The 22219-nt window shown below is 57.3% G+C and carries 24 protein-coding genes; 12 read left to right on the top strand and 12 right to left on the bottom strand.

Annotated features, from left to right (window positions below; translation table 11 throughout):
* Nucleotides 1-27 precede the first annotated feature (27 nt).
* From GS612_RS15970 to GS612_RS15930, 9 genes are all read left to right on the top strand, one after another.
* Complete coding sequence (locus tag GS612_RS15970) at nucleotides 28-591, top strand: NifU family protein (protein ID WP_171641672.1); 564 nt, start codon at nucleotides 28-30, stop codon at nucleotides 589-591.
* Nucleotides 581-1168, top strand: coding sequence for a tRNA (adenosine(37)-N6)-threonylcarbamoyltransferase complex dimerization subunit type 1 TsaB (tsaB, locus tag GS612_RS15965; RefSeq protein ID WP_171641670.1), 588 nt, complete (start codon nucleotides 581-583; stop codon nucleotides 1166-1168). The genes GS612_RS15970 and tsaB overlap by 11 nt, the downstream gene beginning before the upstream one ends.
* The gene (locus GS612_RS15960) at nucleotides 1168-1602 is read left to right on the top strand and encodes an N-acetyltransferase (RefSeq protein WP_171641668.1); all 435 of its coding nucleotides are present in this window, start codon (nucleotides 1168-1170) and stop codon (nucleotides 1600-1602) included. The genes tsaB and GS612_RS15960 overlap by 1 nt, the downstream gene beginning before the upstream one ends.
* A 139-nt stretch (nucleotides 1603-1741) precedes the next feature.
* Nucleotides 1742-2740 carry a BMP family protein gene (locus GS612_RS15955; protein ID WP_171641666.1) on the top strand — a complete coding sequence of 333 codons (999 nt, stop codon included), beginning with the start codon at nucleotides 1742-1744 and terminating at the stop codon, nucleotides 2738-2740.
* Nucleotides 2741-2835: 95 nt separating this feature from the next.
* Nucleotides 2836-4365 (top strand): ABC transporter ATP-binding protein, encoded by a 1530-nt coding sequence (locus GS612_RS15950; RefSeq protein ID WP_171641664.1) that lies wholly within the window; start codon nucleotides 2836-2838, stop codon nucleotides 4363-4365.
* Between the two features lies 1 nt (nucleotide 4366).
* Nucleotides 4367-5461, top strand: coding sequence for an ABC transporter permease (locus GS612_RS15945; protein ID WP_152456858.1), 1095 nt, complete (start codon nucleotides 4367-4369; stop codon nucleotides 5459-5461).
* A complete protein-coding gene (locus tag GS612_RS15940) occupies nucleotides 5461-6429 on the top strand; it encodes an ABC transporter permease (RefSeq protein ID WP_152456857.1) in 969 nt (322 codons plus the stop codon). The genes GS612_RS15945 and GS612_RS15940 overlap by 1 nt, the downstream gene beginning before the upstream one ends.
* A gap of 257 nt (nucleotides 6430-6686) precedes the next feature.
* Entirely contained in the window at nucleotides 6687-7607 is a 921-nt protein-coding gene (locus GS612_RS15935; protein WP_152456856.1) for a sulfite exporter TauE/SafE family protein, read from the top strand.
* Between the two features lie 2 nt (nucleotides 7608-7609).
* The gene (locus tag GS612_RS15930) at nucleotides 7610-8377 is read left to right on the top strand and encodes a TIGR02186 family protein (protein WP_171641662.1); all 768 of its coding nucleotides are present in this window, start codon (nucleotides 7610-7612) and stop codon (nucleotides 8375-8377) included.
* 3 nt (nucleotides 8378-8380) lie between these two features.
* Here the strand turns inward: GS612_RS15930 and GS612_RS15925 are convergent, their stop codons facing one another.
* The 6 genes from GS612_RS15925 to GS612_RS15900 form a co-directional block, all read right to left on the bottom strand.
* Complete coding sequence (locus GS612_RS15925) at nucleotides 8381-9109, bottom strand: SDR family oxidoreductase (protein WP_171641660.1); 729 nt, start codon at nucleotides 9107-9109, stop codon at nucleotides 8381-8383.
* Nucleotides 9106-10638: an ATP-dependent RecD-like DNA helicase gene (locus GS612_RS15920; protein ID WP_171641658.1), complete on the bottom strand. Its 1533-nt coding sequence runs from the start codon at nucleotides 10636-10638 to the stop codon at nucleotides 9106-9108. Before GS612_RS15920 ends, GS612_RS15925 begins: the two co-directional genes overlap by 4 nt.
* A gap of 60 nt (nucleotides 10639-10698) precedes the next feature.
* Complete coding sequence (locus GS612_RS15915; protein WP_152456852.1) at nucleotides 10699-11337, bottom strand: acyl-homoserine-lactone synthase; 639 nt, start codon at nucleotides 11335-11337, stop codon at nucleotides 10699-10701.
* Between the two features lie 83 nt (nucleotides 11338-11420).
* Nucleotides 11421-12140: a LuxR family transcriptional regulator gene (locus GS612_RS15910; protein WP_152456851.1), complete on the bottom strand. Its 720-nt coding sequence runs from the start codon at nucleotides 12138-12140 to the stop codon at nucleotides 11421-11423.
* A 368-nt stretch (nucleotides 12141-12508) separates the two neighbouring features.
* Nucleotides 12509-13792 (bottom strand): crotonyl-CoA carboxylase/reductase, encoded by a 1284-nt coding sequence (gene ccrA, locus GS612_RS15905; RefSeq protein ID WP_170346380.1) that lies wholly within the window; start codon nucleotides 13790-13792, stop codon nucleotides 12509-12511.
* A gap of 136 nt (nucleotides 13793-13928) precedes the next feature.
* Entirely contained in the window at nucleotides 13929-15293 is a 1365-nt protein-coding gene (locus GS612_RS15900; protein ID WP_171641656.1) for a 1-acyl-sn-glycerol-3-phosphate acyltransferase, read from the bottom strand.
* Nucleotides 15294-15437: 144 nt separating this feature from the next.
* Between GS612_RS15900 and GS612_RS15895 the strand changes: the two genes are divergently transcribed.
* The 3 genes from GS612_RS15895 (at nucleotide 15438) to deoD (ending at nucleotide 18575) form a co-directional block, all read left to right on the top strand.
* Nucleotides 15438-17405 (top strand): protein meaA, encoded by a 1968-nt coding sequence (locus GS612_RS15895; protein WP_171641655.1) that lies wholly within the window; start codon nucleotides 15438-15440, stop codon nucleotides 17403-17405.
* Between the two features lie 124 nt (nucleotides 17406-17529).
* A complete protein-coding gene (locus GS612_RS15890) occupies nucleotides 17530-17847 on the top strand; it encodes an H-NS family nucleoid-associated regulatory protein (protein WP_171641653.1) in 318 nt (105 codons plus the stop codon).
* 17 nt (nucleotides 17848-17864) lie between these two features.
* Nucleotides 17865-18575 carry a purine-nucleoside phosphorylase gene (gene deoD / locus GS612_RS15885; RefSeq protein WP_152456845.1) on the top strand — a complete coding sequence of 237 codons (711 nt, stop codon included), beginning with the start codon at nucleotides 17865-17867 and terminating at the stop codon, nucleotides 18573-18575.
* A gap of 37 nt (nucleotides 18576-18612) precedes the next feature.
* On the opposite strand, the gene GS612_RS15880 is transcribed toward deoD, so the two are convergent.
* From GS612_RS15880 to GS612_RS15855, 6 genes are all read right to left on the bottom strand, one after another.
* Nucleotides 18613-19476: a DUF1989 domain-containing protein gene (locus tag GS612_RS15880; protein ID WP_171641651.1), complete on the bottom strand. Its 864-nt coding sequence runs from the start codon at nucleotides 19474-19476 to the stop codon at nucleotides 18613-18615.
* A 46-nt stretch (nucleotides 19477-19522) separates the two neighbouring features.
* Nucleotides 19523-19717, bottom strand: a complete 195-nt coding sequence (locus GS612_RS15875) for a hypothetical protein (RefSeq protein WP_171641649.1) — start codon at nucleotides 19715-19717, stop codon at nucleotides 19523-19525.
* A gap of 49 nt (nucleotides 19718-19766) precedes the next feature.
* Nucleotides 19767-19907 (bottom strand): hypothetical protein, encoded by a 141-nt coding sequence (locus GS612_RS15870; protein ID WP_171641647.1) that lies wholly within the window; start codon nucleotides 19905-19907, stop codon nucleotides 19767-19769.
* Nucleotides 19908-20028: 121 nt separating this feature from the next.
* A complete protein-coding gene (locus tag GS612_RS15865) occupies nucleotides 20029-20808 on the bottom strand; it encodes a succinate dehydrogenase iron-sulfur subunit (RefSeq protein ID WP_152456842.1) in 780 nt (259 codons plus the stop codon).
* A 31-nt stretch (nucleotides 20809-20839) separates the two neighbouring features.
* The gene (locus tag GS612_RS15860; protein WP_171119693.1) at nucleotides 20840-21466 is read right to left on the bottom strand and encodes a sulfotransferase; all 627 of its coding nucleotides are present in this window, start codon (nucleotides 21464-21466) and stop codon (nucleotides 20840-20842) included.
* A gap of 147 nt (nucleotides 21467-21613) precedes the next feature.
* The gene (locus GS612_RS15855; protein WP_171119694.1) at nucleotides 21614-22213 is read right to left on the bottom strand and encodes a class I SAM-dependent methyltransferase; all 600 of its coding nucleotides are present in this window, start codon (nucleotides 22211-22213) and stop codon (nucleotides 21614-21616) included.
* Between the last annotated feature and the right edge of the window lie 6 nt (nucleotides 22214-22219).

Here is a 22219-nt window from a genome sequence, read left to right as displayed (position 1 = left end):
CAGAAGCACATCAGACGGAGCGCCCTCATGTTCATCCAGACCGAATCCACCCCCAATCCGGCCACGTTGAAATTCCTGCCCGGCCAAACGGTGCTGGAAGCTGGAACAGCGGATTTCCCAACTGCGGACGCGGGCGAAAAATCACCTCTGGCCAAACGTATTTTTGCCGTCAACGGTGTGACAGGCGTGTTTTTTGGCAACGATTTTGTCACCGTCACCAAATCGGATGACGTTCAGTGGGACCACATCAAACCGGCCATTCTTGGCGCGGTGATGGAGCATTATCAATCCGGGCAACCTGTTATGGGCGCAGATTCCGCCGGGGCCTCGGGCCATGCCGAGCACTCTGGTGAGGACGCTGATATCGTCAACCAGATCAAGGATTTGCTGGACAGCCGTGTGCGTCCTGCCGTGGCTCAGGATGGGGGTGATATCACGTTCCACGGGTTTGATCGCGGCGTCGTCTATCTGCACATGCAAGGGGCCTGCGCGGGTTGCCCGTCTTCGACATTGACCCTGAAGATGGGTATCGAAAACCTTCTGCGCCATTACATTCCGGAAGTGACCGAGGTTCGCCCTGTTGCCGTCTAACCCGACGATTCTGGCGTTTGACACATCGGCCGCGCATTGCGCGGCCGCTTTGTTGCGCGATGGCGAAATCGTGACGTCCCGTGCCGAAGCGATGTCACGCGGACAGGCCGAACGATTGATTCCGCTGTTGGAAGACGTTCTGGCGGAAACCGGCTGTGATTGGGCCGGTTTGGACGCGATCGGCGTTGGGATTGGGCCCGGCAACTTCACCGGCATCCGTATTTCGGTCTCGGCCGCGCGGGGTCTTGCACTTGGGCTTGAAATCCCTGCGGTCGGAGTTTCCGGCTTCGATGCCCTGCGTGAGCTGGCGGAAGACGGGCAGATACCGGCGATCCCTGCCCCGCGCGACCAGGTTTATGTGAAAATGCCCGGTGCCGATCCGTGTCTCTTGCCCCGGGCCGAAGCGGAACTTGGCGGGCCGTTGTATTCCTGCTCTGACCCTGCCTTGCTGGCACAAGCCATCGCCCGGCTGGCCGCGCGGCGCTGGGATCGTACCAGCTTGCCGCCTGCACCTTTGTACGTAAGGCCCGCCGACGCGGCTCCGTCCCGCGATACCCCCCCTGTTCTGCTGAACTAATGACACCGCACGAGATGGCATCGACCCATGCCGCAGCGTTTTCGCACTCGCGCGGCTGGACAGAAGATGAATTCGCCGCCCTTCTTGAAAACCGCTTTACTCATGCCGTCGGAGATTCCCGGTGCTTTGCACTGTTTCAGGTGATAGCGCGCGAAGCCGAGTTGCTGACAATTGCGACCCACCCTTCGTTTCAAAGGCAAGGCCTGGCACTTCGACTCATGCAGGAATGGCATGACCAGGCGATCGATTTGCGGGCAAAGCGTGCCTTTCTGGATGTCGCCGCCGACAACATTGCGGCCATTTCCCTGTACAATCGATGCGGATATCGGCAGTGCGGGCTGCGCAAGGTGTATTATGCGCGCGAAACGGGCCAGAAAACTGATGCACTTGTAATGGAATGCGGCCTGCCCCAACGGCAATCGCCCGTTTTTTAGACCATTTGGTCAGAAATCAGTTGACCATGGTGGTTGCAAACCCCCTTAATACCCGCCATCACAACAGTTATGCTCGCTAAAAGTGGGTGAACGGGGCTAATCTGACCCTGTGCCAACAAAATAATATTGGGAGACTGAAATGACCCTGATGAAATCCTTGATGGGTGCTGCCGCTGCCGTCGCAATGTCAGCCGGAGCGGTTCTGGCCGAGCCGGCGGTGATCTTTGACCTGGGTGGCAAGTTCGACAAGTCCTTTAACGAGGCCGCCTATAACGGCGCGCAGCGCTGGGCGAATGAAACCGGCGGCAAGTATCTGGAAATCGAAATTCAGGCAGAGCCGCAGCGCGAACAGGCCCTGCGCCGTTTTGCGGAATCCGGTGCAAATCCGATCATCACCATGGGGTTCGGAATCGCCGATGCCCTGGCCGCTGTTGCAAGTGATTACCCCGACACCAAATTCGTCGCTGTTGACGTGACTTGGCTGGACGCTCCAAACATCCGCCAGATTGGCTTTGCCGAGCACGAAGGGTCCTACCTGGTCGGGATGATGGCCGCCATGGCGTCGAAAACTGGCACCGTTGGTTTCATCGGAGGCATGGACATCCCGTTGATTCGCCATTTCGGATGCGGCTATGCCCAGGGCGCGAAGGCCGTGAACCCAGACATCAATGTTGTTGCCAACATGACAGGAACAACGCCTGCTGCCTGGAACGATCCGGTAAAAGGTTCAGAACTTACAAAAGCTCAGATCAGCCAGGGCGCTGATGTGATTTACGCCGCGGCCGGCGGCACCGGCGTTGGCGTTCTGCAAACTGCGGCTGACGAAGGCATCCTGTCGATTGGTGTGGACAGCAACCAGAATCACCTGCACCCGGGTAAAGTGCTGACTTCGATGCTGAAGCGTGTGGACGTCGCTGTTTATGAAGCGATGAAAGCAGGCGAAAATGTCGAAACCGGGGTTTTCATCATGGGCCTGGCCGAAGATGGGGTTGGTGTTGCCATGGATGAAAACAACAAAGAGCTTGTTTCGGTTCGCATGAGCGACGCCGTCGACGAAGCCCGCAAGGCGATCATCAACGGCGACATCAAAGTTGTAAGCTATTACGAGAACGACAGCTGCCCGGCGCTGCAGTTCTGATAACGCGCGAGGCGGGAGAGTGCCTTCTGCCTCGCCACCCACTTCGCCATCCGGGCAGACAGCTGGATGGCTTTCTCGGCAGTTGAGGGCAAGACATGACCGTCCCAGCCATTGAGCTCAAAGGGATATCCAAGGCCTTTGGGCCAGTTCAGGCCAACAAAGACATCTCGATCAGCGTTGCACCCGGTTCGATCCATGGGATCATCGGTGAAAACGGCGCAGGCAAATCCACGTTGATGAGCATTCTCTTCGGCTTTTACAAAGCCGACAAAGGTGAGATCTGGATCAATGGGACCAAGACCGACATCCCGGACAGCCAGGCGGCCATCGCCTCGGGCATCGGGATGGTGTTCCAGCATTTCAAGCTGGTGGAAAATTTCACAGTTCTGGAAAACATCGTACTGGGCGCCGAGGATGGCGGGTTGCTGGCGCCATCACTGGCAAAAGCCCGCAAAGAGCTGAAAGAGCTCGAGGAAGAATACGAACTGTTCGTCGATCCCGACAAGCGCATCGACGAGATCGGCGTGGGGATGCAGCAGCGGGTCGAGATCCTGAAGGCGCTGTACCGCAAGGCCGAAATTCTGATTCTGGACGAACCGACCGGCGTGTTGACCCCAGCCGAAGCCGATCAGCTGTTCCGCATTCTCGACCGACTGCGGTCCGAGGGCAAAACAGTCATCGTAATCACGCACAAACTGCGCGAGATCATGGAAAACACCGACACGGTATCGGTTATGCGGCGCGGGCAAATGACGGCCACGGTCAAAACATCCGAGACCAGCCCCGAGGAGCTGGCCGAACTGATGGTCGGCCGCAAGGTTCTGCTGCAAGTCGACAAAGTGCCCGCGACGCCCGGCAAACCCATTCTCGAGATCGAAAATCTCAGCGTTTTTGATTCGGCGGGCGTTGAACGGGTCAAAAACATCGACCTGACCGTGCGCGCAGGTGAGATCGTCGGCATCGCCGGCGTGGCCGGCAATGGTCAATCCGAACTGCTGGAAGTTCTTGGTGGAATGCGCCCTGGGCAGGGCTCGATCAAGCTGAACGGCGAACCGCTGGCACTGAGTGGAGCCGGATCAGATGGTCAGGCCCGCCGCGCGCATCACATCGCCCACGTGCCCGAGGACCGACAGCGCGAAGGCCTGATCATGGACTTCCACGCCTGGGAAAACGTGGCCTTCGGATATCACCGCGACCCGGCCTATAAACGCGGTATCTTCATGGACAACGCGGCGTTGCGCGCCGATACCGAAGCCAAGATCGAAAAATTCGACGTCCGCCCGCCCAATCCCTGGCTGGCAGCCAAAAGTTTCTCGGGCGGCAATCAGCAGAAAATCGTTGTCGCCCGCGAGATTGAACGCAACCCTGACCTGCTGCTGGTCGGGCAACCCACGCGGGGCGTGGACATCGGCGCCATCGAGTTCATTCACAAACAGATTGTCGCGCTGCGTGATCAGGGCAAGGCAATCCTGCTGGTGTCGGTCGAACTGGAAGAAATCTTCTCGCTCTCGGACCGGATCGCGGTGATGTTTGACGGACATATCATGGGAGAACGCCTGCCCCATGAGACAGATGAAAAAGAACTGGGCCTTCTGATGGCCGGTGTTGCGGGAGAGGCCGCGTAACATGGAAAAAATGCCTAAATGGGCCGATGTCATTCTGATCCCCCTGATCAGTCTGATACTGGCCGCAATCCTTTCGGCGCTGGTCATCCTTGCCATCGGCGAAAACCCTGTCGAGGCCGTCAAATTGATGGTCACTGGTGCGCTGGGATCGACTTATGGCTGGGGCTATACGCTCTATTACGCGACCAACTTCATGTTTACCGGTCTTGCGGTGGCCGTCGCCTTCCATGCCCGTATGTTCAACATCGGGGGCGAAGGTCAGGCGATGCTGGGCGGGCTGGGCGTGGCCATGGTCTGTCTTTATGTCGACTGGCCGCATTGGAGCATTGCCTTGCTTGCCGCCTGTGCGGCATCGATGCTATTCGGCGCGCTCTGGGCAGCCATTCCGGCCTATCTTCAGGCAAAGCGTGGCAGCCATATCGTGATCACCACGATCATGTTCAACTTCATCGCCGCTGCTTTCCTGAATTACATGCTGGTCAATGTCATGCGGCCCCAAGGGTCGCAGGATCCGGCCACCGCGCGGTTCTCTGAAAGCGTGCATCTGCCCTCTTTCCAGGAGATGTTCTCGACTGCCGAGAACGTTGTTTTCCGCGGCGCCCCGGCGAACATCACCTTTTTCATCGCATTGCTTGCCTGCGTCGTAGTCTGGGCACTGATCTGGCGCACGCGTCTGGGTTATGAAATCCGGGCTTACGGCCATTCCGAGACCGGCGCTGTCTATGCCGGTATTTCACCTGTGCGCATCACGATTGTCGCGATGCTGATTTCCGGCGGGCTGGCAGGGCTGATGGCCATCAACAATGTCATGGGCGAAGCCGAGCGACTTGTTATGAACTCGACCGAGGGCGCGGGTTTCATTGGCATCGCCGTGGCTCTGATGGGGCGTTCACATCCGTTTGGTGTGTTTCTGGCCGCGCTATTGTTCGGATTTCTGTATCAGGGCGGTGCCGAGCTGGCGCTGTGGGCTTCGATTCCGCGGGAACTGATCGTGGTCATTCAAGCCCTGGTCATCCTGTTCACCGGCGCATTGGACAACATGGTGCGAATGCCGCTTGAAAAACTTTTCCTGGGTATGCGGAAGAGGGCTGAGTGATGGAATTTTTTGTAACCCTCATTCAGGTTCTGGATTCGACTATTCGCCTGTCCACGCCACTGCTGCTTGCCTGTCTGGCCGGTCTGTTTTCGGAACGGGCCGGGATCTTCGACATCGGCCTCGAAGGCAAAATGTTGATGTCAGCGTTCTTTTCGGCTGCAATCGCAGCTGTCACAGGGTCGGTTTGGCTGGGCCTGCTGGCTGGTATCGCATCCTCTTTGTTGCTGTCGGGCCTGCACGGGCTGGCGTCGATCACCTTCCGGGGCAACCAATTGATATCGGGCGTGGCCATCAACTTTCTGGCCTCGGGCCTGACCGTCCTGGTCGCGCAAAGTTGGTTTCAGCAAGGTGGTCGGACACCCTCCCTGTTTGGCGGGGGCCGGTTCGAACCGATCAACTTCCCATTCGCCGAGTCCCTCGGCGGTGTGCCAATTGTTGGTCCCATCTATTCCGAATTGCTCTCGGGCCACTCGATCCTGGTTTATGTCGCGTTCCTGATGGTTCCGACCACTTGGTGGATTCTGTATCGCACCCGGTTCGGTCTGCGCCTGCGGGCGGTGGGTGAGAACCCGGCCGCAGTGGACACCGCCGGTGTCTCGGTGGTTGGCCTGCGGTTCGCCGCCGTCGCCATCTGTGGTGTGCTGTGCGGCATCGCAGGCGCCTATCTGGCTACGGCCTTGCAGGCAGGGTTTGTCAAGGAAATGACCGCCGGTCGTGGATTTATCGCCTTGGCCGCCCTGATCTTTGCCAAGTGGCGCCCGTGGCATGCCATGTGGGCCTGCTTGCTGTTTGGTCTGCTGCAAGCGATCGCGCTGCGGTTCCAAAATATCGACCTGGGTGGCGTCGTGATTCCCGTGCAGGTGATGGACGCCCTGCCCTATATTCTGACGGTGGTGATCCTTGCCGGCTTCGTCGGCAAAGCCATCCCGCCTCGGGCAGGCGGAGAACCCTACGTCAAGGAGCGCTGATAAGGCCAGTTCCGAACTGAGTTTCAGTCCTGTTCGCTGCGGAGCGGCATGCAGAGTTGATTTTGCATGCCGCAACCGTTCTAAGAGGGTATGAGTGTGTACCTTCCTGCAAACTGGCAGTTGCCCGCAGACCCGATCAGCGCAAACAGGCAGGTCTGGTCGTATGTGCCGATTAGTCACATTCAATTTTTTAAATATTTAGGCGAATGCGACGCTATGGCGTTGCGCCTCTCAACTCAGTGCGACTAGAAGAGCCCATGCAGATATACCTTCCCATCGCCGAAGTCTCAGTAAACGCCTTTCTCTTGTTGGGGTTGGGCGGCATGGTTGGCATCCTGTCCGGAATGTTCGGTGTCGGTGGCGGCTTTTTGATGACCCCGCTGCTGTTCTTCATCGGTATTCCGCCGGCGGTGGCTGTTGCTACCGAAGCCAATCAGATCGTCGCATCATCCTTTTCCGGAGTTCTGGCACATTTCCGACGAAAGACCGTGGACCTAAAAATGGGAACGGTATTGCTGGTTGGCGGGCTTGTTGGGGCCGCTTTGGGCGTGGTTGTCTTCAACTATCTCAAAAGCCTGGGTCAGGTCGATCTGCTGGTGACACTCTGTTACGTTGTTTTTCTTGGCGTCATTGGCAGCCTGATGTTTGTCGAAAGCCTGAGGGCCCTGCGTAAAGCCAAGAAAGGCGGCGCGGCCCCTGCCAAGCGCCGGCAGCGGGGCTGGGTCCATGCCATGCCCTTCAAAATGCGTTTTCGCACCTCGGGCCTGTATATCTCGGTCATCCCGCCGGCCTTGGTCGGTCTGTGCGTTGGGGTTTTGTCGGCGATCATGGGCGTTGGCGGCGGCTTTATCATGGTCCCTGCCATGATCTACTTGCTGGGTATGCCGACCAAGGTCGTTGTCGGCACGTCGCTGTTTCAGATCATCTTTGTGACAGCCTTCACCACGATGCTGCACGCCACCACCAACTATACGGTTGATGTTGTTCTGGCGGTCTTGTTGCTGGTGGGCGGCGTCATTGGCGCCCAGATCGGAACCGTGATCGGAGCCCGGATGCCGGCGGAACAATTGCGCGTGCTGCTTGCCGCTCTGGTGCTGGCCGTATGTGGCAAGCTTGCACTTGATCTGCTTATCGAACCCGCCGAGCTCTACTCACTTGGTAGCGGCGGAGGGCACTGAGGATGCTGCGTTCGCTTATTGCCGCCCTGTGCTTGTTCTGCACGCCCGCTTTGGCAGCGGAAGAACAGGTTGTCCTTGGTCTCAGCCAGGACCGGGTTGCCATCACCGCGACATTCGACGGATCGGAGCTTCTGATTTTTGGGGCCATCAAGCGGGAAACCCCAATCCCTTCCGGCCCTCCGGTCGAAGTCATCGTCGCGGTTGCGGGTCCGTCCGAGCCTGTCACCGTGCGACGCAAGGAACGCAAGCTTGGGATCTGGGTGAACACCGACAGTGTTCTTGTCGACCTTGCACCCAGCTTTTACGCCGTTGCAACCAGCGGACCCTTTGACGACATCCTGTCCGACACCGAAGACCTGCGTTACCGAATTTCGATCGAACGCGCGATCCGCTCGGTCGGTGCCGCGATGCATATCCGGGGCGCACAGGATTTTGCAGATGCCGTAATACGAATTCGAGAACACGAGCACCTGTATTCGATCCGTGAAAACACCGTGGCAGTGGATGAACAGACCCTGTTCCGCACCTCGATCGATATGCCCGCCGATCTGACCGAAGGCGATTATTCCGCCCGGATATTCCTGACCCGTGGCGGAGAGGTCGTCTCGCAATATGAAGCGATCATTGATGTCCGGAAAGTCGGCCTGGAACGTTTTTTGTACAATATGTCCCGCCAGCAGCCCGTCTGGTACGGTCTGATGTCGCTGGTCATAGCGATTGCGGCAGGCTGGGGCGCCTCGACAGCCTTCCGGCTGTTGCGAGAAAAGTAACCGTTACCCTCGGCCGATATAGGGCATGGTCGTGGCCATGACGGTCATGAACTGCACATTGGCCTCGGGCGGCAGGCTTGCCATATGCAGGACCGAGCGCGCGGCGTCTTCCACCCCCATCGTCGGGTCTGGTGTCTCGCCCGCGGCTTGCGCCGCGTCCACAAGGCCCTGAACCATCTGCGTACGCGCATTTCCGATATCGATCTGCCCGCAGGCAATTCCAAAGCGACGCCCATCCAGCGAAAGGCTGCGCGTCAGCCCTGTAATGGCGTGCTTTGTGGCCGAATAATGTACCGAATTCGGGCGCGGAACATGTGCCGCTATCGAGCCGTTGTTTATGATCCGGCCGCCCTGCGGGTTTTGGTGACGCATGATTTTGAAAGCTTCACGCGCGCATAGGAACATGCCGTTCAGGTTCACGTTGACGCTTTGATACCAATCGTCCAGAGCGATCTCGTCGATCGTGCCGCCCGGCGCAAAGATCCCGGCGTTGTTGAACAGAACATCCAGCCGCCCGGTCCGGTCTGCAAAAGACCGAAAAGCCCGTTCAACCGCATTCGGGTCGGTCACATCCGCAGGCAGGACGATGGCTGCCTGATGCTCTTTTGCCAGAGCTTCCAGTTTGTCTTTGCTGCGCGCCAACAGCCCGACCGTCCACCCTTGGGACAGAAACAGCAGGGCCGTTGCCCGGCCGATACCTGAACTGGCACCCGTTACGATGATGGATTTCATGTCTCTTCCACCTCCAATGTCAGCGAAGCCGCCGGAATCGCCCTCAAGTCATCCACACGCAGGGGGTGCGTGGGTTTCGCCAGGCGATTGCGCACCACCCAGATCAGCCGCTCTTGCGCGCGTGTGATCGCGACATATGCCAAACGCTTCCACAATGGCTGTCCGGCCTCGGTCCGGCCCATGCGAGCGGCGGCATAGAGATCCGGAGCGAACACCTGAACCGTATCCCATTGTGACCCCTGCGCCTTGTGGATCGTCACTGCCGCCCCGTGCAAAAAGGTCGCCCCCATGCGGGCGGCATAGGGAATGAACGGCTCTTCCTCGTCCGGTTTTTCGATCTGAACAATGGACGCGGCGCTGACCTGCGGGTCTTCGGCCCCCATCACGTGAAGACGCGAGAACCCCGGCTTTCGTCCCGGCCCCAGATATACCACCTGAGCTCCTTTGATCAGCCCCCGCGCCTCAAGGTCCAGCCGTTTCTTGCGATGTTTCAAGGGCAATTCGATCCCATCACAAATAAGCGGTTCACCTTCCAGCAATTCCGTATCCGGTGCGCCGTGAACTTGCCTGAAGGCCTGTATCAAACGAATGCGCGTGGCGTTGCGCCAGACGAGAACCGGGCTTCGGGCCATCAGATCGACCTCAACCCGCTGGCCCCAGACAACCCGATCATCCCGACGGGCTGTTTCTTCGATCAGTCGCTCGAAATCCTCGAAGCCCATTGCCGGGTCAGCCAGCGCATGCGCAAGATCCAGAATTGGGTTGTCTGCATCCTGGCGGTGCACGCGCTGAAGTGTCAGCTTCCTGGGCTCGGGCAATGCCTCGAACACCATGCTGCCGGACTGATTTACCGGTGCCAGCTGAGCCGGATCGCCGAACAACAGAAGAGTCGGGAAAATCTCTTTGAGATCATCGAACTGGCGGTCATCCAGCATCGACGCCTCATCGACGAACCCGATATCCAGCGGTTCGTCACGGCGCTTCCACCCGGTGATGAAATCCGACCCTCGCAAACCGGCGGCGGCCAGCGCCCCGGGGATAGATTTGTTGTTTTGGTAAAAAGCAGCCGCACGATCCAAGGCTTCATCCGTCAAACCTTCGATATCGGGGCGTTCGTCATTGCCGGCCAGCCATTCCGCAATACGCTCGTATTCCGGATCATAGACCGGCGTGTACAATATGCGGTGAATCGTGGTCGCAGGCACGCCGCGCAATCGCAGAACGCTTGCAGCCTTGTTCGTCGGGGCCAGGATGGCAAGGCTGCGCTTGTCTTTCGATTTGCGGCTTTCATAATCGCCGGACACGATCTGAACACCCGTCTCTGCCAGTGCCTTGTACAGCTCGGCCAACAGCAGCGTTTTGCCCGATCCGGCCTTGCCGATCACGGCCATCACACCAGATTTTCCTGCGCCTGGCAGTTTCAGAAGGGCATCATCTTCGAGATCAACACCCGCTGCCCGCAGCATCTCGGCGATGCTGTCATACGCGGCGGCCTGATCATCTGAGAACGTTACATTCGGCAAGGACATGGCGCGACCCTACAGGGCCGCGCCGACCACCACCAGATGTGGATTAGCGTTTTCCGACACTTAAGCGGACAGGGCGAACCGGTGCTGTTTCTTCGGCCCGAATGCGGCCTTGAACCACATCCGAGACAGGTCGCGCGGGATGCCCGCACGCTCGGCCACCCGGTTGCAGTCGTCCGCGGAATAGGGCCACAATCCGACTGAAATCTGATCGCGCCCGCTGCCCTGGGTTCCCAGAACCTCGGGCGAGGACCCGATCAGGCGATAGATTCTGATCATCCTTGCATCGAATACGCCGGCGATATGCGTCAGGCCGAAACCTTCCATCATTTCACCGCCGCTCAACATGATGGCGCCGGCAGTATGCGGGCTGGCTGTTCGGGACAGGCAGAACCGGGTGACCTCCCAGATCAGGGGGCTGCAAATCGGCTTGCCGCCATTCAGATGACCAAAAACCTCATTGATCATCACCCGACCGGTCGTAGGCAATACACGCATCGACCCTCCGTGGCTGCCATCCGGCTCTTCCCAGATGACATAAAGCGGATTGAGATCATCGTATTCGTCCCGCTCTTCGCCCTTCTCGTTGACGTGGACATCCCACCCCAACCGGGTCTTGAACTGATCCGCACGATCTTTGAACATCCCCTCTGCCAAAGTCGGAAATCTGTGTAACTCATCGGCATATAGATAACGCAACATGACTTGTTCCCCTTGTCGTCCTGTGCAGGAACGAAGGGAGTACAGAGTCGTGGTTAATTTTGCGTGTGGAGGCCGTTCGCCTCTTAAACCACTATTAATCCCCGGCTGAGTGCCGTGGCGATTGCGTGGGTTGTGTTATGTGCGCCCAGCTTTGAGCGCGCGCTTTCAATGTAAACGCGCAACGTATGCTCGGAAATCGTCAGGGAATGGGCCACTTGGGCGCGGCTGTATCCCAACGCCAAAAGTGTGATCGCGTCGATTTCCCTTGGCGACAAGCTGCGCGGACAGTCCGGCTGTCTGTCTTTTTCAAACTCCAGCGCCTTGCGATTTATGTAATGCGCAACAAGAATCAAATCACGCCCGTAAGTCGAGATAAAGTTCTTCCAGGTTTGATCATCACAACTGTGGTTGACCGTGAACAAGGCAAACTGACCATTTGGACCCCGAATTGGGATTGAATACCCCTGATTGCCAACGCCATGGTTTTGCGCATCCAGAAGGAAGGCCTTTGCCACCTTGCCGGACCAATCCAACGACTTCCAGTCAACCGGATGAAACCGCTGGAAACACCCCAAGATCACAGGGTCGATACGGTGATAGTTTTTTTCCCTGTAGCGCTCATCCCAGGCGTCTGAATAGGTGGTGTAGCCGTATTGATCTCCGGCACCGTCAACCCAGTGATACGTCAGGTGCTCGACGTTCAACGCGTCCCGCAAACGCTCAGCTACGGCGCTGAGTTCTTCAAGCGTGTTGGTGTTTTCCAAATCCTGAAGGATTTGACCCAAATCGACCTTCGTTGCCATCCGCGGGCGCCCGTGCCTCGTTCTTCATGGACGCAATCTCGGCAGCCGCGATCAGTCTTGTGTCATCAAGCTGCTCTGCAAGCGCGCTCAAACCATTCGCAACGGCGAAAGCATTGAGGTCCGACAATACGTCCAATATCCACTCATTTTGCGCCATCAGGGTCTCTCTGAAACAGTTAACGAAGGGTTAACACAACCATAACATGTATGATCTTTTTTGGCCTATTCGCCGGTTTCTACTCCCCAAAAATAGCGATGGGAAAAATTGCAAGCATTTGAAAGATCGTCAGGGGACTGAAAAACGTAAAACACCCGCGAACCAGCAAGGTGATTCGCGGGCGTTTTTTGTCTACAACCCTGGCGGGTTGTTAGCCTGCGTCCAGGACTTCCTCGAGGGTACGCAGACCCGTACGCGGCGCCTGAACAAGAACGGACATATTGCCCGGCTTGTGCTCGTTCCGCAGCATTTTCATATGGGCCTCGGGCAGGTCATTCCACGTGAATACTTCGGACATGCAGGGGTCAAGGCGCCGCTCGACCATCAGCTTGTTCGCGGCTGCCGCCTGCTTCAGATGAGCAAAGTGCGAGCCCTGCAAACGCTTTTGGTGCATCCACATGTAGCGCACATCGAATGTACAGTTGAAACCCGATGTTCCAGCGCAAATCACGACCATACCGCCTTTTTTCACAACGAAGGTCGACACCGGGAAAGTGCTTTCACCCGGGTGTTCGAACACCATGTCAACATTGTTGCCTTTGCCGGTTATGTCCCAGATCGCCTTGCCGAATTTGCGGGCCTCTTTGAACCATTCGGCATATTCCGGTGTGTTGACCGTGGGCAATTGACCCCAGCAGTTGAAGTCACGACGGTTCAGAACGCCTTTGGCGCCCAGACCCATAACGAAATCACGCTTGCTTTCGTCTGAAATCACACCGATCGCATTTGCGCCTGCGGTGTTGATCAATTGGATCGCGTAGGACCCTAGACCGCCCGACGCACCCCAGACCAGGACATTCTGACCCGGTTTCAGATCGTGCGGTTCGTGGCCAAACAGCATCCGGTACGCGGTTGCCAGCGTCAGGGTGTAGCACGCCGCTTCTTCCCATGTCAGATGCTTGGGGCGCGGCATAAGCTGCTGTGCCTGCACGCGGGTGAACTGGCTGAACGAGCCATCCGGTGTTTCATAGCCCCAGATCCGCTGGCTGGGCGAATACATCGGATCACCGCCGTTGCATTCCTCGTCGTCGCCGTCGTCCTGGTTGCAGTGGATCACAACCTCATCGCCAACTTTCCAGCGCTTCACCTTGTCGCCAACGGCCCAAACGATGCCCGACGCATCCGAACCCGCGATGTGGTAGGGTGCTTTGTGGCCGTCAAACGGGCTGATCGGCTGCCCCAGAGCGGCCCAGACGCCGTTGTAGTTGACCCCTGCGGCCATAACCAGAACCAGCACTTCGTTGCTGTCCAGGGTCGGAACATCCACAACTTCCTGCTGCATGGCGGTGTTCGGCTCACCATGACGTTCTTTGCGAATGGCCCAAGCGTACATTTGCTTTGGGACATATCCCATGGGTGGGATTTCACCCATTTCATACAGATCTTTTTCAGGTGCCTCGTACGACGCGATACCACTTTCGGTGTCCAAAGCCATGCCGGCCTCCTCTGTTCAGTGCCTTTGCCGCGACGCAGAATCGCGCGCTTCACAGACTGGAATATTGGGCGCTGAGTAATATTGCAACCGTTTTTGGCACCATATTGTAATTTTATGACCCAGCGGTTGCAGAAAGCTATTTTGCGGATGCAGAAACCCATTCACCTGAACCCGCCGGGACGGATGCGGCGTAATAGTCCAGAAGATCGCCGCGCTGACCCGATACGGACAGCATGTTCCCCTGTCGGTTCAGAATCCGGCGTTCAACCAGTTGATCCAAAGCATTTGATATGGCCTGCGAATTGTCCTTGGTCTGCGGGTCATCGCGCTCCATCATCTGTCGAATTTGTGACAGCACGTCTTCTTCAGACATCGGGCCGTTGTCGCGCACCAGCAAACAGGCCGCTGGTGCCGGCACCAGCGGAATAGCATGCTGGATACGTTGCATCAGCGCCCGGGCCAAATCCGTCATCATGTCGTCGCTGCCCTCGGCCCGGAATTCCTTGAGAGAGATCGGCCTGCCGTACCGGACGGACGCCAGACCGAACCGCTTGTATCGGCCGATCAAACGACGCCAGATCTGTTTCACTATCCAGCGCGTGATGACGCCGATCCGCGCGCGAAACCGCCGCTCTGTTCCAAGTGCCGCGCGGGTCAGGATGGTGTCTTCCAAAACACGGTCGTAATTCAGGGCAACCGGGACAAACACCACATCGCGCCCTTGTGGCGATGTTCCATCCATAATGTATTTGAGCAGTCCAAGCTTGGGGCGCGCAATGGCCCCGGTCAGGCTCAGCCCGCCTTCTGGAAACATGGCTTGAGTTACGCCGGCTTCGGTTGCGTGGCGCACATAGGTGGACAGAACCTGACGATAGAGTTCGCTGCCGGACTTGCGCCGGATAAAATACGCCCCCATCGCCCGGATCAATCGGCTGAGCGGCCAGACCCGGGCCCACTCTCCGACAGCATAAGACAGCGCAGAATGCCGGGCTGCAAGATACGTGACCAAAACGTAATCCATGTTGCTCCGGTGGTTCATGACAAAGACAACCGTAGCTTCGGGATCAATGTTCCTGACGGATTCTTCGTCCTGATAGCTAAGCCGTACCTCGTAGAATGTGTTGCTCAGCAAGCGGGCCAGCCGGATCGCAAAGCTGAAATAGGCGAAGGCCGAAAAGGACGGAACGATCTCTCGGGCATAACGACGTGCCTGCTCCGAGGCGACGGCCTCGGGCATGCCGGTTTCACGGGCATGTTGCTGAACCGCCTGGCCAACCTGCGGATCATAGATCAAGCGCTGGATCATGTCATGTCGACGCGCCAGCTTGAAAGGCTGGATTGGGCGTTGAAGGCGCTGGTTCAGTCGCGCCACCGCGCGTTCCAACCTGCGACGGAAAAACCAGCGAACCGACGGAAACAGGAAATGCGATGCGAAAGTGACCATGGCAAAGACCACGATCAGCACAAAAAGCCAAAGCGGAAGTTCCACGGTTTGCGTCATGGCGGCAGATTGCCACCAATCACAGCCGCCCACAATCTGAACAATTGCGGCATGCCGCAACGCAGCGAATTGACATGTCCCGAAAATTGCGCTTTAGAACCTCAAGACGAAATTTTATTGCCCACTGAAACGCGAGGCCCCGCTATGACGCAGACGCAGAAAGATCGCCCCTGGCTCATCCGAACCTATGCCGGTCATTCCACGGCCAAAGCCTCGAACGCGCTCTATCGGGGGAATCTTGCGAAAGGCCAAACCGGCCTGTCCGTGGCCTTCGATCTGCCCACGCAAACAGGCTATGACAGCGACCACACCTTGGCCCGCGGAGAAGTCGGCAAGGTCGGTGTGCCGGTCTGTCATCTGGGCGACATGCGGGTTCTGTTCGACCAGATCCCGCTGGAGCAGATGAACACCTCGATGACGATCAACGCCACTGCGCCATGGCTTTTGGCGCTTTATATCGCCGTCGCCGAGGAACAAGGCGCGGATGCATCCAAACTACAGGGCACGGTTCAAAACGACCTGATCAAGGAATACCTGAGCCGCGGCACTTATGTTTGCCCGCCCAAGCCGTCGCTCAAGATGATCGCGGACGTGGCCGAGTATTGCTATACCAATGTTCCGAAATGGAACCCGATGAACGTGTGCTCGTATCACCTGCAAGAGGCGGGTGCGACGCCAGAGCAAGAACTGGCCTATGCCCTGGCCACTGCCATCGCCGTGCTGGACGAATTGCGCCCACGTGTACCTGCCGAGGATTTCCCGGCGCTCTGCGGTCGCATTTCCTTTTTTGTGAATGCTGGCATCCGCTTTGTCACTGAAATGTGCAAAATGCGTGCCTTCGTGGATCTTTGGGATGAGATCCTGCAACAACGCTATGGTGTTGAAAATCCGAAATTCCGTCGATTCCGCTATGGCGTGCAGGTGAACTCTCTGGGTCTGACCGAGCAGCAGCCCGAAAACAACGTCTATCGCATCCTGATCGAGATGCTGGCCGTAACCCTGTCGAAGAATGCACGAGCCCGAGCGGTGCAGTTGCCCGCCTGGAACGAAGCGCTCGGTCTGCCGCGCCCGTGGGACCAGCAGTGGTCGATGCGGATGCAGCAGATCCTGGCCTACGAAACCGATCTGCTGGAATACGAAGACCTGTTCGATGGCAACCCCGCTGTCGATGCCAAGGTAAAAGAGCTGAAAGAAGGCGCGCGGGCCGAACTGGCCAACCTGGATTCGATGGGCGGCGCGGTCGCTTCGATCGAATACATGAAGTCCCGACTGGTGGATTCCAACGCTGAACGCCTGAACCGGATCGAGCGCAACGAAACCGTTGTCGTCGGTGTGAACAGATGGATCGAAGGCGAGGCATCACCCCTTCAAACCGAAGACGGTGGCATCATGGTTGTTGATCCTGCCGTGGAACAAGAACAGATCGACCGCCTGAATTCGTGGCGCGCAGAACGGGACGAAGCGGCCGTAGCAGCGGCCCTGGCCGCGCTGCGCGAAGCGGCACAGACCGGGGCAAACATCATGGAACCGTCCATTGCCGCCGCAAAGGCCGGCGCGACGACGGGCGAATGGGCCGAAGAAATGCGCAAAGTCTACGGAACCTATCGCGGCCCAACCGGTGTTTCGGGGTCTGTTTCGAACAAGACCGAAGGGCTGGACGACCTGCGTGCCGCCGTTGATGCCGTCAGCGACAAGCTGGGCCGGCGTCTGAAGTTCCTTGTAGGCAAACCCGGGCTGGACGGCCATTCCAACGGTGCCGAACAGATCGCCTTCCGTGCCCGCGATTGCGGTATGGACATCAGCTATGAGGGCATTCGCCTGACACCCGAAGAAATCGTTGCGGCCGCTCGCGAAGATGACGCGCATGTCATTGGATTGTCGATCCTGTCCGGCAGCCACCTGCCACTGGTCAATGACGTCATGGAACGTCTGCGGCAGGCGGGGTTGTCTCATATCCCAGTCGTGGTGGGTGGCATTATTCCGGACGAAGATGCCGAAAAACTGAAATCCATGGGTGTGGCCAAGGTCTACACCCCGAAAAACTTCGAACTCAATTCGATAATGGGCGATATTGTTACTCTGGCGGATCCGCGGAACCTCGCCGCAGAGTAAATTAGCTGCAAGGCACTTTTTCTCCTGTTTCCGTCTCTGAAAAATTCGGGATGGAATAAGCAGGTATTTGGAATTACGGTGCGCGCTCATGTGCACCGTAATTATTATCTGATGGAGAAGAATGATGGGGATCAATCTTGAGAATATGTCACGCAAAGACCTTTTGGCTTTGCGCAATGACATTGAAAACGCTTTGATCAGGGCAGAAAAACGCGAACGTCAGGAAGCTTTGAAAGCCGCAGAAAAGGCTGCGGCAGAATTCGGCTTCTCTTTGTCTGAACTGTCCGGAGAAGCATCGCGCAGCGTTAAGCCAACAAAAACAAAGGCTAAATACCGTAATCCGGAAAATCCCGATCAAACCTGGACCGGACGCGGCCGCAAACCTCAATGGGTGCATGACGCGCTGGCCGCAGGCGTGGATATTTCTGATCTGGAAATCTAATCTGAGCGTTTTTGAAAATGACAATTCATATTGGCGCCGAAAAAGGCGAAATAGCTGAAACCGTTCTTTTGCCCGGTGATCCCTACCGGGCGAAATGGGCGGCCGAAACGTTTTTGGACGATGTCAAACAGGTCAATAACGTTCGGGGAATGCTCGGCTTTACCGGAAACTGGAAGGGAAACCCCGTAACAATTCAGGGAAGCGGCATGGGAATGCCGTCTCTTTCCATTTATGTAAACGAGTTGATCCGCGATTACGATGCGAAAACCCTGATCCGCATCGGATCCTGCGGGGGGATGCAGGACAGCGTCAAAATTCGTGACGTTATTCTGGCCATGACATCAACCACGCTGAGCACGCCGTCGCGCGGCATCATGAAAGAGCTGAACTTTGCACCCTGCGCCGATTGGGGGCTGCTGCAAGCTGCCGCCACGGCGGCTGCCGCCAAGGGAACGCCGACCCATGTTGGTGGAATTTACTCGTCAGATGTCTTTTATGACGAGCGTCCAGATCTCAATGAACAGATGGTGCGTCACGGCATTCTGGGGGTCGAGATGGAAGCGGCCGAACTTTACATCCTGGCGGCGCGCCACAAATGCCGCGCCTTGGCCGTTCTCACTGTTTCCGACCACCTGTTGACCGGAGAGGCTCTGCCATCATCAGAACGTGAAAGCAGCTTTGGTGAAATGGTGGAAATCGCGCTTCAGACTGCGTTCCCCAACAGCTGATGGTGGGCAGGCACGAGGAGCCGGGTGCCTGCCGTTGCTAACGCCCGTGCGAGCGATCATAACCATTGCTCGCAGGGCTGTCCCACCCCTTCAAATCACCATTGGCAGGCGCGAACACCTCGACCAGCAAGGGGTAGCATGCAGCCGTGTCCGAGGAATGCTCCGAGGAACAATCTCCGCCCGGGCAGGCGCTGAGGTTGCCCAGCAAATCAATCTCGGCAAAAAATTCCAGAAAATCTCCGGGGCGCACGGGTGAGGCTTTCATGAAGTACTGACCCGTGTCGCGGGTGAAACCGGTACACATGAAAACGTTCAGTACGTCGTGCACCGCTGGTTCGGCTTCGGCCAGCGGAATATTGAGGTGATCCGCAAGCGCGCGGGTCAGGTTGGAATGGCAACAATGGTGGTATTGCGTACCGGACAAAAGGTTGCCCGTATACGGATCGCATCGCGTACCGATGACGTCATGAACCGACCCCCCATAGGAATCGATCCCGTACCACTCCAGCGTATCCGCAATAATCGTGGCCATCGGGCGCAGATGAGGAAAACTGGACCACATCCGCTCTCCGGTGGTCAGATGCGTGCCATGCAGCGCCCGGGTTTTTCCGGAATAGAAGCGTTCTGAAAGGTCGTTTCGGTTCCAGAGGTTCAGATCGCCAACCTGCGGCCCCTCGACGGAAGTGATGCGAAAGAAATGGCCGGCAGGCACTTCAAAACAACGCGCATCGCGTGGCGGCACCAGCACTTCGCCCGTTTTGCTTGCGCGTGCTCGAAGGGACTTCATCCAAGGTACATCCGGTCGCGGCAATGCCTCGTTCGGGTAACAGATGACAGGAGCAACCGCGCGACGGGCTTCGGCGTCTTCAGGAGGGTGGAGAGTGTTTTCTGAAACGGTCATGCCGGGCAGAGTGGCGCATTATTCAGCCCTCGGAAAGCCCTATCTTTCAGGGATCACGCGCCTTCAAACACTGCAAAGGTTGGTCCAGTGCAGTGATTTCGGCACCGCAGAAGCTGCACCGCCAGATGCCGTGGCTCTTGTCCTGCCGCCACCTGCAATCACGTGTCAGCCCGGAATGGCGCGAGCGCCAGAGGAAATAGGCAAACACGCCGGCCGCCAGAAGAAGCAGAAGAACAGGCATCCCTCTGCTTTGCCGATAAACCGTCAGTTTGCAAGCCTTGCCGCCTGTATCAGGCTGCGTTTGCGTATTCGAAAAGCTCTGGTTCCTTGTCAGACTTCGCGGGTTCGGGCGTGTAATAGGCCCATGCCTGTTCAAGCAGTTCCAGCGCGTTTTGGGCGTCGGTTTTCCGTTCGGATGTGTCTTTGCTCATTGGAGTGATCCTGACTAAAGCTCATCACTCCTCCCTGCCCAAAAAATAAGGCAATGCAGCCGGGGCTGCATCGCCCAATTTTGCAAGATGGACATGCGAAAATCGCAAGTCGGGCCTGTGTTTAGACCGCGCGCTCGACCATCATCTTCTTGATCTCGGCAATCGCCTTGGCCGGGTTCAGACCTTTCGGGCAGGTCTTGGCACAGTTCATGATGGTGTGACAGCGGTAGAGCTTGAACGGATCTTCCAGCTCATCCAGACGTTCACCGGTGGCTTCATCCCGGCTGTCGATGATCCAGCGATAGGCATGCAGCAAGGCCGCGGGGCCAAGATAACGGTCGCCATTCCACCAGTAGCTGGGGCATGAGGTCGAGCAGCTGGCGCACATCACGCATTCATAAAGACCGTCCAGCTTCTTGCGGTCTTCGATGGACTGTTTCCATTCTTTCGCAGGGCGATTGGTTTTGGTTTCCAGCCACGGCATGATGGACGCATGCTGGGCATAGAAATGAGTCAGATCAGGGATCAGGTCCTTGACCACCGGCATATGCGGCAGCGGATAGATTTTCACATCGCCCTTGATCTCATCCATGCCATAGATACAGGCCAGCGTGTTGATCCCGTCGATGTTCATCGCGCAAGATCCACAGATGCCTTCGCGGCAAGACCGGCGGAACGTCAGGGTCGGATCGATCTCGTTTTTGATCTTGATCAGCGCGTCCAGCACCATCGGACCACACGTATCCATATCAACGAAATAGGTGTCGACACGCGGGTTCTGCCCGTCATCGGGGTTCCAACGATAGATCTGGAACTTGCGCACGTTCGTGGCGCCGTCCGGCTTTGGCCAGGTCTTGCCGGTGGTAATCCGGGAATTCTTGGGCAGGGTCAGTTGAACCATGTCAATTCTCCATTCAGCACAAGGCCGCCTTTCAGCCTGTCCGGGCGCATTCAGACGCCCCTCGGTTGTAATGCCCCCAATGGGCGATGTTCACGTCGAAATCCGGCGAAAGCCAATCCGCAAGGCTTTGCGGATCGTCCCGGTCGATATCAAAGCGCAGAAAGCGCGGGTTGTCGTCAAAGAAAGCTTCGACCTCGGAATGGTGCACGTCATACATATGCGCCCAGCCCCGTTTTACCTCGTCGGCCGTCTGTCCATTGGCCTTGCAGCATCGCTCTAGGTACCTACCGCCGGAATGGTTGGCACGTGATGCGATCCAGTCATCGCGATTGCGCGTGTTCAGCAAGAAATAGGCGTCGGGGTAAGCCGCGTGCAGCTCTCGAAAGAACCGCGCGCCGTCCAGCATGAAGCGCGAATTGACAAAGGCGATATCGGTGAAGGCCCGGACGGCACCGAACCCATCCAGTGGTCTGCGCCCCATGGCAATATTGGTTACCATGCGGTGTGCAAGGTTTAGACCCTGTTCATCTTCCCAATGCACCGAAGGAATCCCGTTGTTCTGAAACAGCTTGTGAAACGAGGTCGTCGCGCAGCGGTTCAAGCCGATCAGGATGATCTTGGGATCGCTTTGCCCGGATTGGAGTTTCTCGACCGTCATTGCAAGCACCAGCAAGGCATATGCCGCGATGCGCCTGGGATTTCACCATGACTTGCGCTTTTTTGAACGCCCTTCCGGAATGTGACTGGATCAAAAGCGGCTTGTTTGGCTTTCCGGGTCGATATGGTGCTTGCGCCAGTCACACGTTCAACTCCGCTCGAACACTTTGAACGCGGCAAAGCTGTTCTTTGAGGCATGCGCATGCCCTTTGACGGCAAACGGGTTCTCTTCTTCACAATAGAGCTGCCAGCCGGGCATGAATTCTTCAACCCACAGGGAATACGGGCGATGGCGCACATGCTGGTTGGAAGGGTTCTGGTCAAAATCAGACGAATAGATAACGACAAAACGCTTTGCCAGCCCGAACAACCGCCGCATGTAGTTCTCGAAAACGCTGTCTTCGGTCAGATGATAAATGACATCCAGCGAAAGAGAAACGTCATGCGGCTCAACCTCGGAATCGGCGTTTTTGAACACCCAATTGGGGCGGGATCGAAAAACTTCGTTGCAGCGACGAACGCAGAGGTCCGAGACATCAAGACCGGTATATTTCGGGATATCAAACAATTGCGCCTGATTTCCGTCGCCCGATCCCAATTCTACAACCGAGTCCACGCCTTCCATCTCGACCATCGTGTTGATGAAATTCGCTTTGTAGACGGCAAGACGCCCGTAAGACCCCGCTCCCGAGGTCTTGCCGCGCTCATATCGGCGTTGCCAATAATCGGTCGAAGAAAACTCTGCCATCTCGCC

Origin of the sequence: Ruegeria sp. HKCCD6157, assembly GCF_013110685.1 — a bacterium.
Classification (GTDB): domain Bacteria; phylum Pseudomonadota; class Alphaproteobacteria; order Rhodobacterales; family Rhodobacteraceae; genus Ruegeria.
This window is presented reverse-complemented; position numbering and strand designations above follow the sequence as displayed.

Coding starts and splice junctions, on each gene's coding strand:
- GS612_RS15970 (WP_171641672.1), top strand. CDS start 28: ATGTTCATCCAGACCGAATCCACCCCCAATCCGGCCACGTTGAAATTC.
- GS612_RS15960 (WP_171641668.1), top strand. CDS start 1,168: ATGACACCGCACGAGATGGCATCGACCCATGCCGCAGCGTTTTCGCAC.
- GS612_RS15955 (WP_171641666.1), top strand. CDS start 1,742: ATGACCCTGATGAAATCCTTGATGGGTGCTGCCGCTGCCGTCGCAATG.
- GS612_RS15950 (WP_171641664.1), top strand. CDS start 2,836: ATGACCGTCCCAGCCATTGAGCTCAAAGGGATATCCAAGGCCTTTGGG.
- GS612_RS15945 (WP_152456858.1), top strand. CDS start 4,367: ATGGAAAAAATGCCTAAATGGGCCGATGTCATTCTGATCCCCCTGATC.
- GS612_RS15940 (WP_152456857.1), top strand. CDS start 5,461: ATGGAATTTTTTGTAACCCTCATTCAGGTTCTGGATTCGACTATTCGC.
- GS612_RS15935 (WP_152456856.1), top strand. CDS start 6,687: ATGCAGATATACCTTCCCATCGCCGAAGTCTCAGTAAACGCCTTTCTC.
- GS612_RS15930 (WP_171641662.1), top strand. CDS start 7,610: ATGCTGCGTTCGCTTATTGCCGCCCTGTGCTTGTTCTGCACGCCCGCT.
- GS612_RS15925 (WP_171641660.1), bottom strand. CDS start 9,109: ATGAAATCCATCATCGTAACGGGTGCCAGTTCAGGTATCGGCCGGGCA.
- GS612_RS15920 (WP_171641658.1), bottom strand. CDS start 10,638: ATGTCCTTGCCGAATGTAACGTTCTCAGATGATCAGGCCGCCGCGTAT.
- GS612_RS15915 (WP_152456852.1), bottom strand. CDS start 11,337: ATGTTGCGTTATCTATATGCCGATGAGTTACACAGATTTCCGACTTTG.
- GS612_RS15910 (WP_152456851.1), bottom strand. CDS start 12,140: ATGGCAACGAAGGTCGATTTGGGTCAAATCCTTCAGGATTTGGAAAAC.
- ccrA (WP_170346380.1), bottom strand. CDS start 13,792: ATGGCTTTGGACACCGAAAGTGGTATCGCGTCGTACGAGGCACCTGAA.
- GS612_RS15900 (WP_171641656.1), bottom strand. CDS start 15,293: ATGACGCAAACCGTGGAACTTCCGCTTTGGCTTTTTGTGCTGATCGTG.
- GS612_RS15895 (WP_171641655.1), top strand. CDS start 15,438: ATGACGCAGACGCAGAAAGATCGCCCCTGGCTCATCCGAACCTATGCC.
- GS612_RS15890 (WP_171641653.1), top strand. CDS start 17,530: ATGGGGATCAATCTTGAGAATATGTCACGCAAAGACCTTTTGGCTTTG.
- deoD (WP_152456845.1), top strand. CDS start 17,865: ATGACAATTCATATTGGCGCCGAAAAAGGCGAAATAGCTGAAACCGTT.
- GS612_RS15880 (WP_171641651.1), bottom strand. CDS start 19,476: ATGACCGTTTCAGAAAACACTCTCCACCCTCCTGAAGACGCCGAAGCC.
- GS612_RS15875 (WP_171641649.1), bottom strand. CDS start 19,717: ATGCCTGTTCTTCTGCTTCTTCTGGCGGCCGGCGTGTTTGCCTATTTC.
- GS612_RS15870 (WP_171641647.1), bottom strand. CDS start 19,907: ATGAGCAAAGACACATCCGAACGGAAAACCGACGCCCAAAACGCGCTG.
- GS612_RS15865 (WP_152456842.1), bottom strand. CDS start 20,808: ATGGTTCAACTGACCCTGCCCAAGAATTCCCGGATTACCACCGGCAAG.
- GS612_RS15860 (WP_171119693.1), bottom strand. CDS start 21,466: ATGACGGTCGAGAAACTCCAATCCGGGCAAAGCGATCCCAAGATCATC.
- GS612_RS15855 (WP_171119694.1), bottom strand. CDS start 22,213: ATGGCAGAGTTTTCTTCGACCGATTATTGGCAACGCCGATATGAGCGC.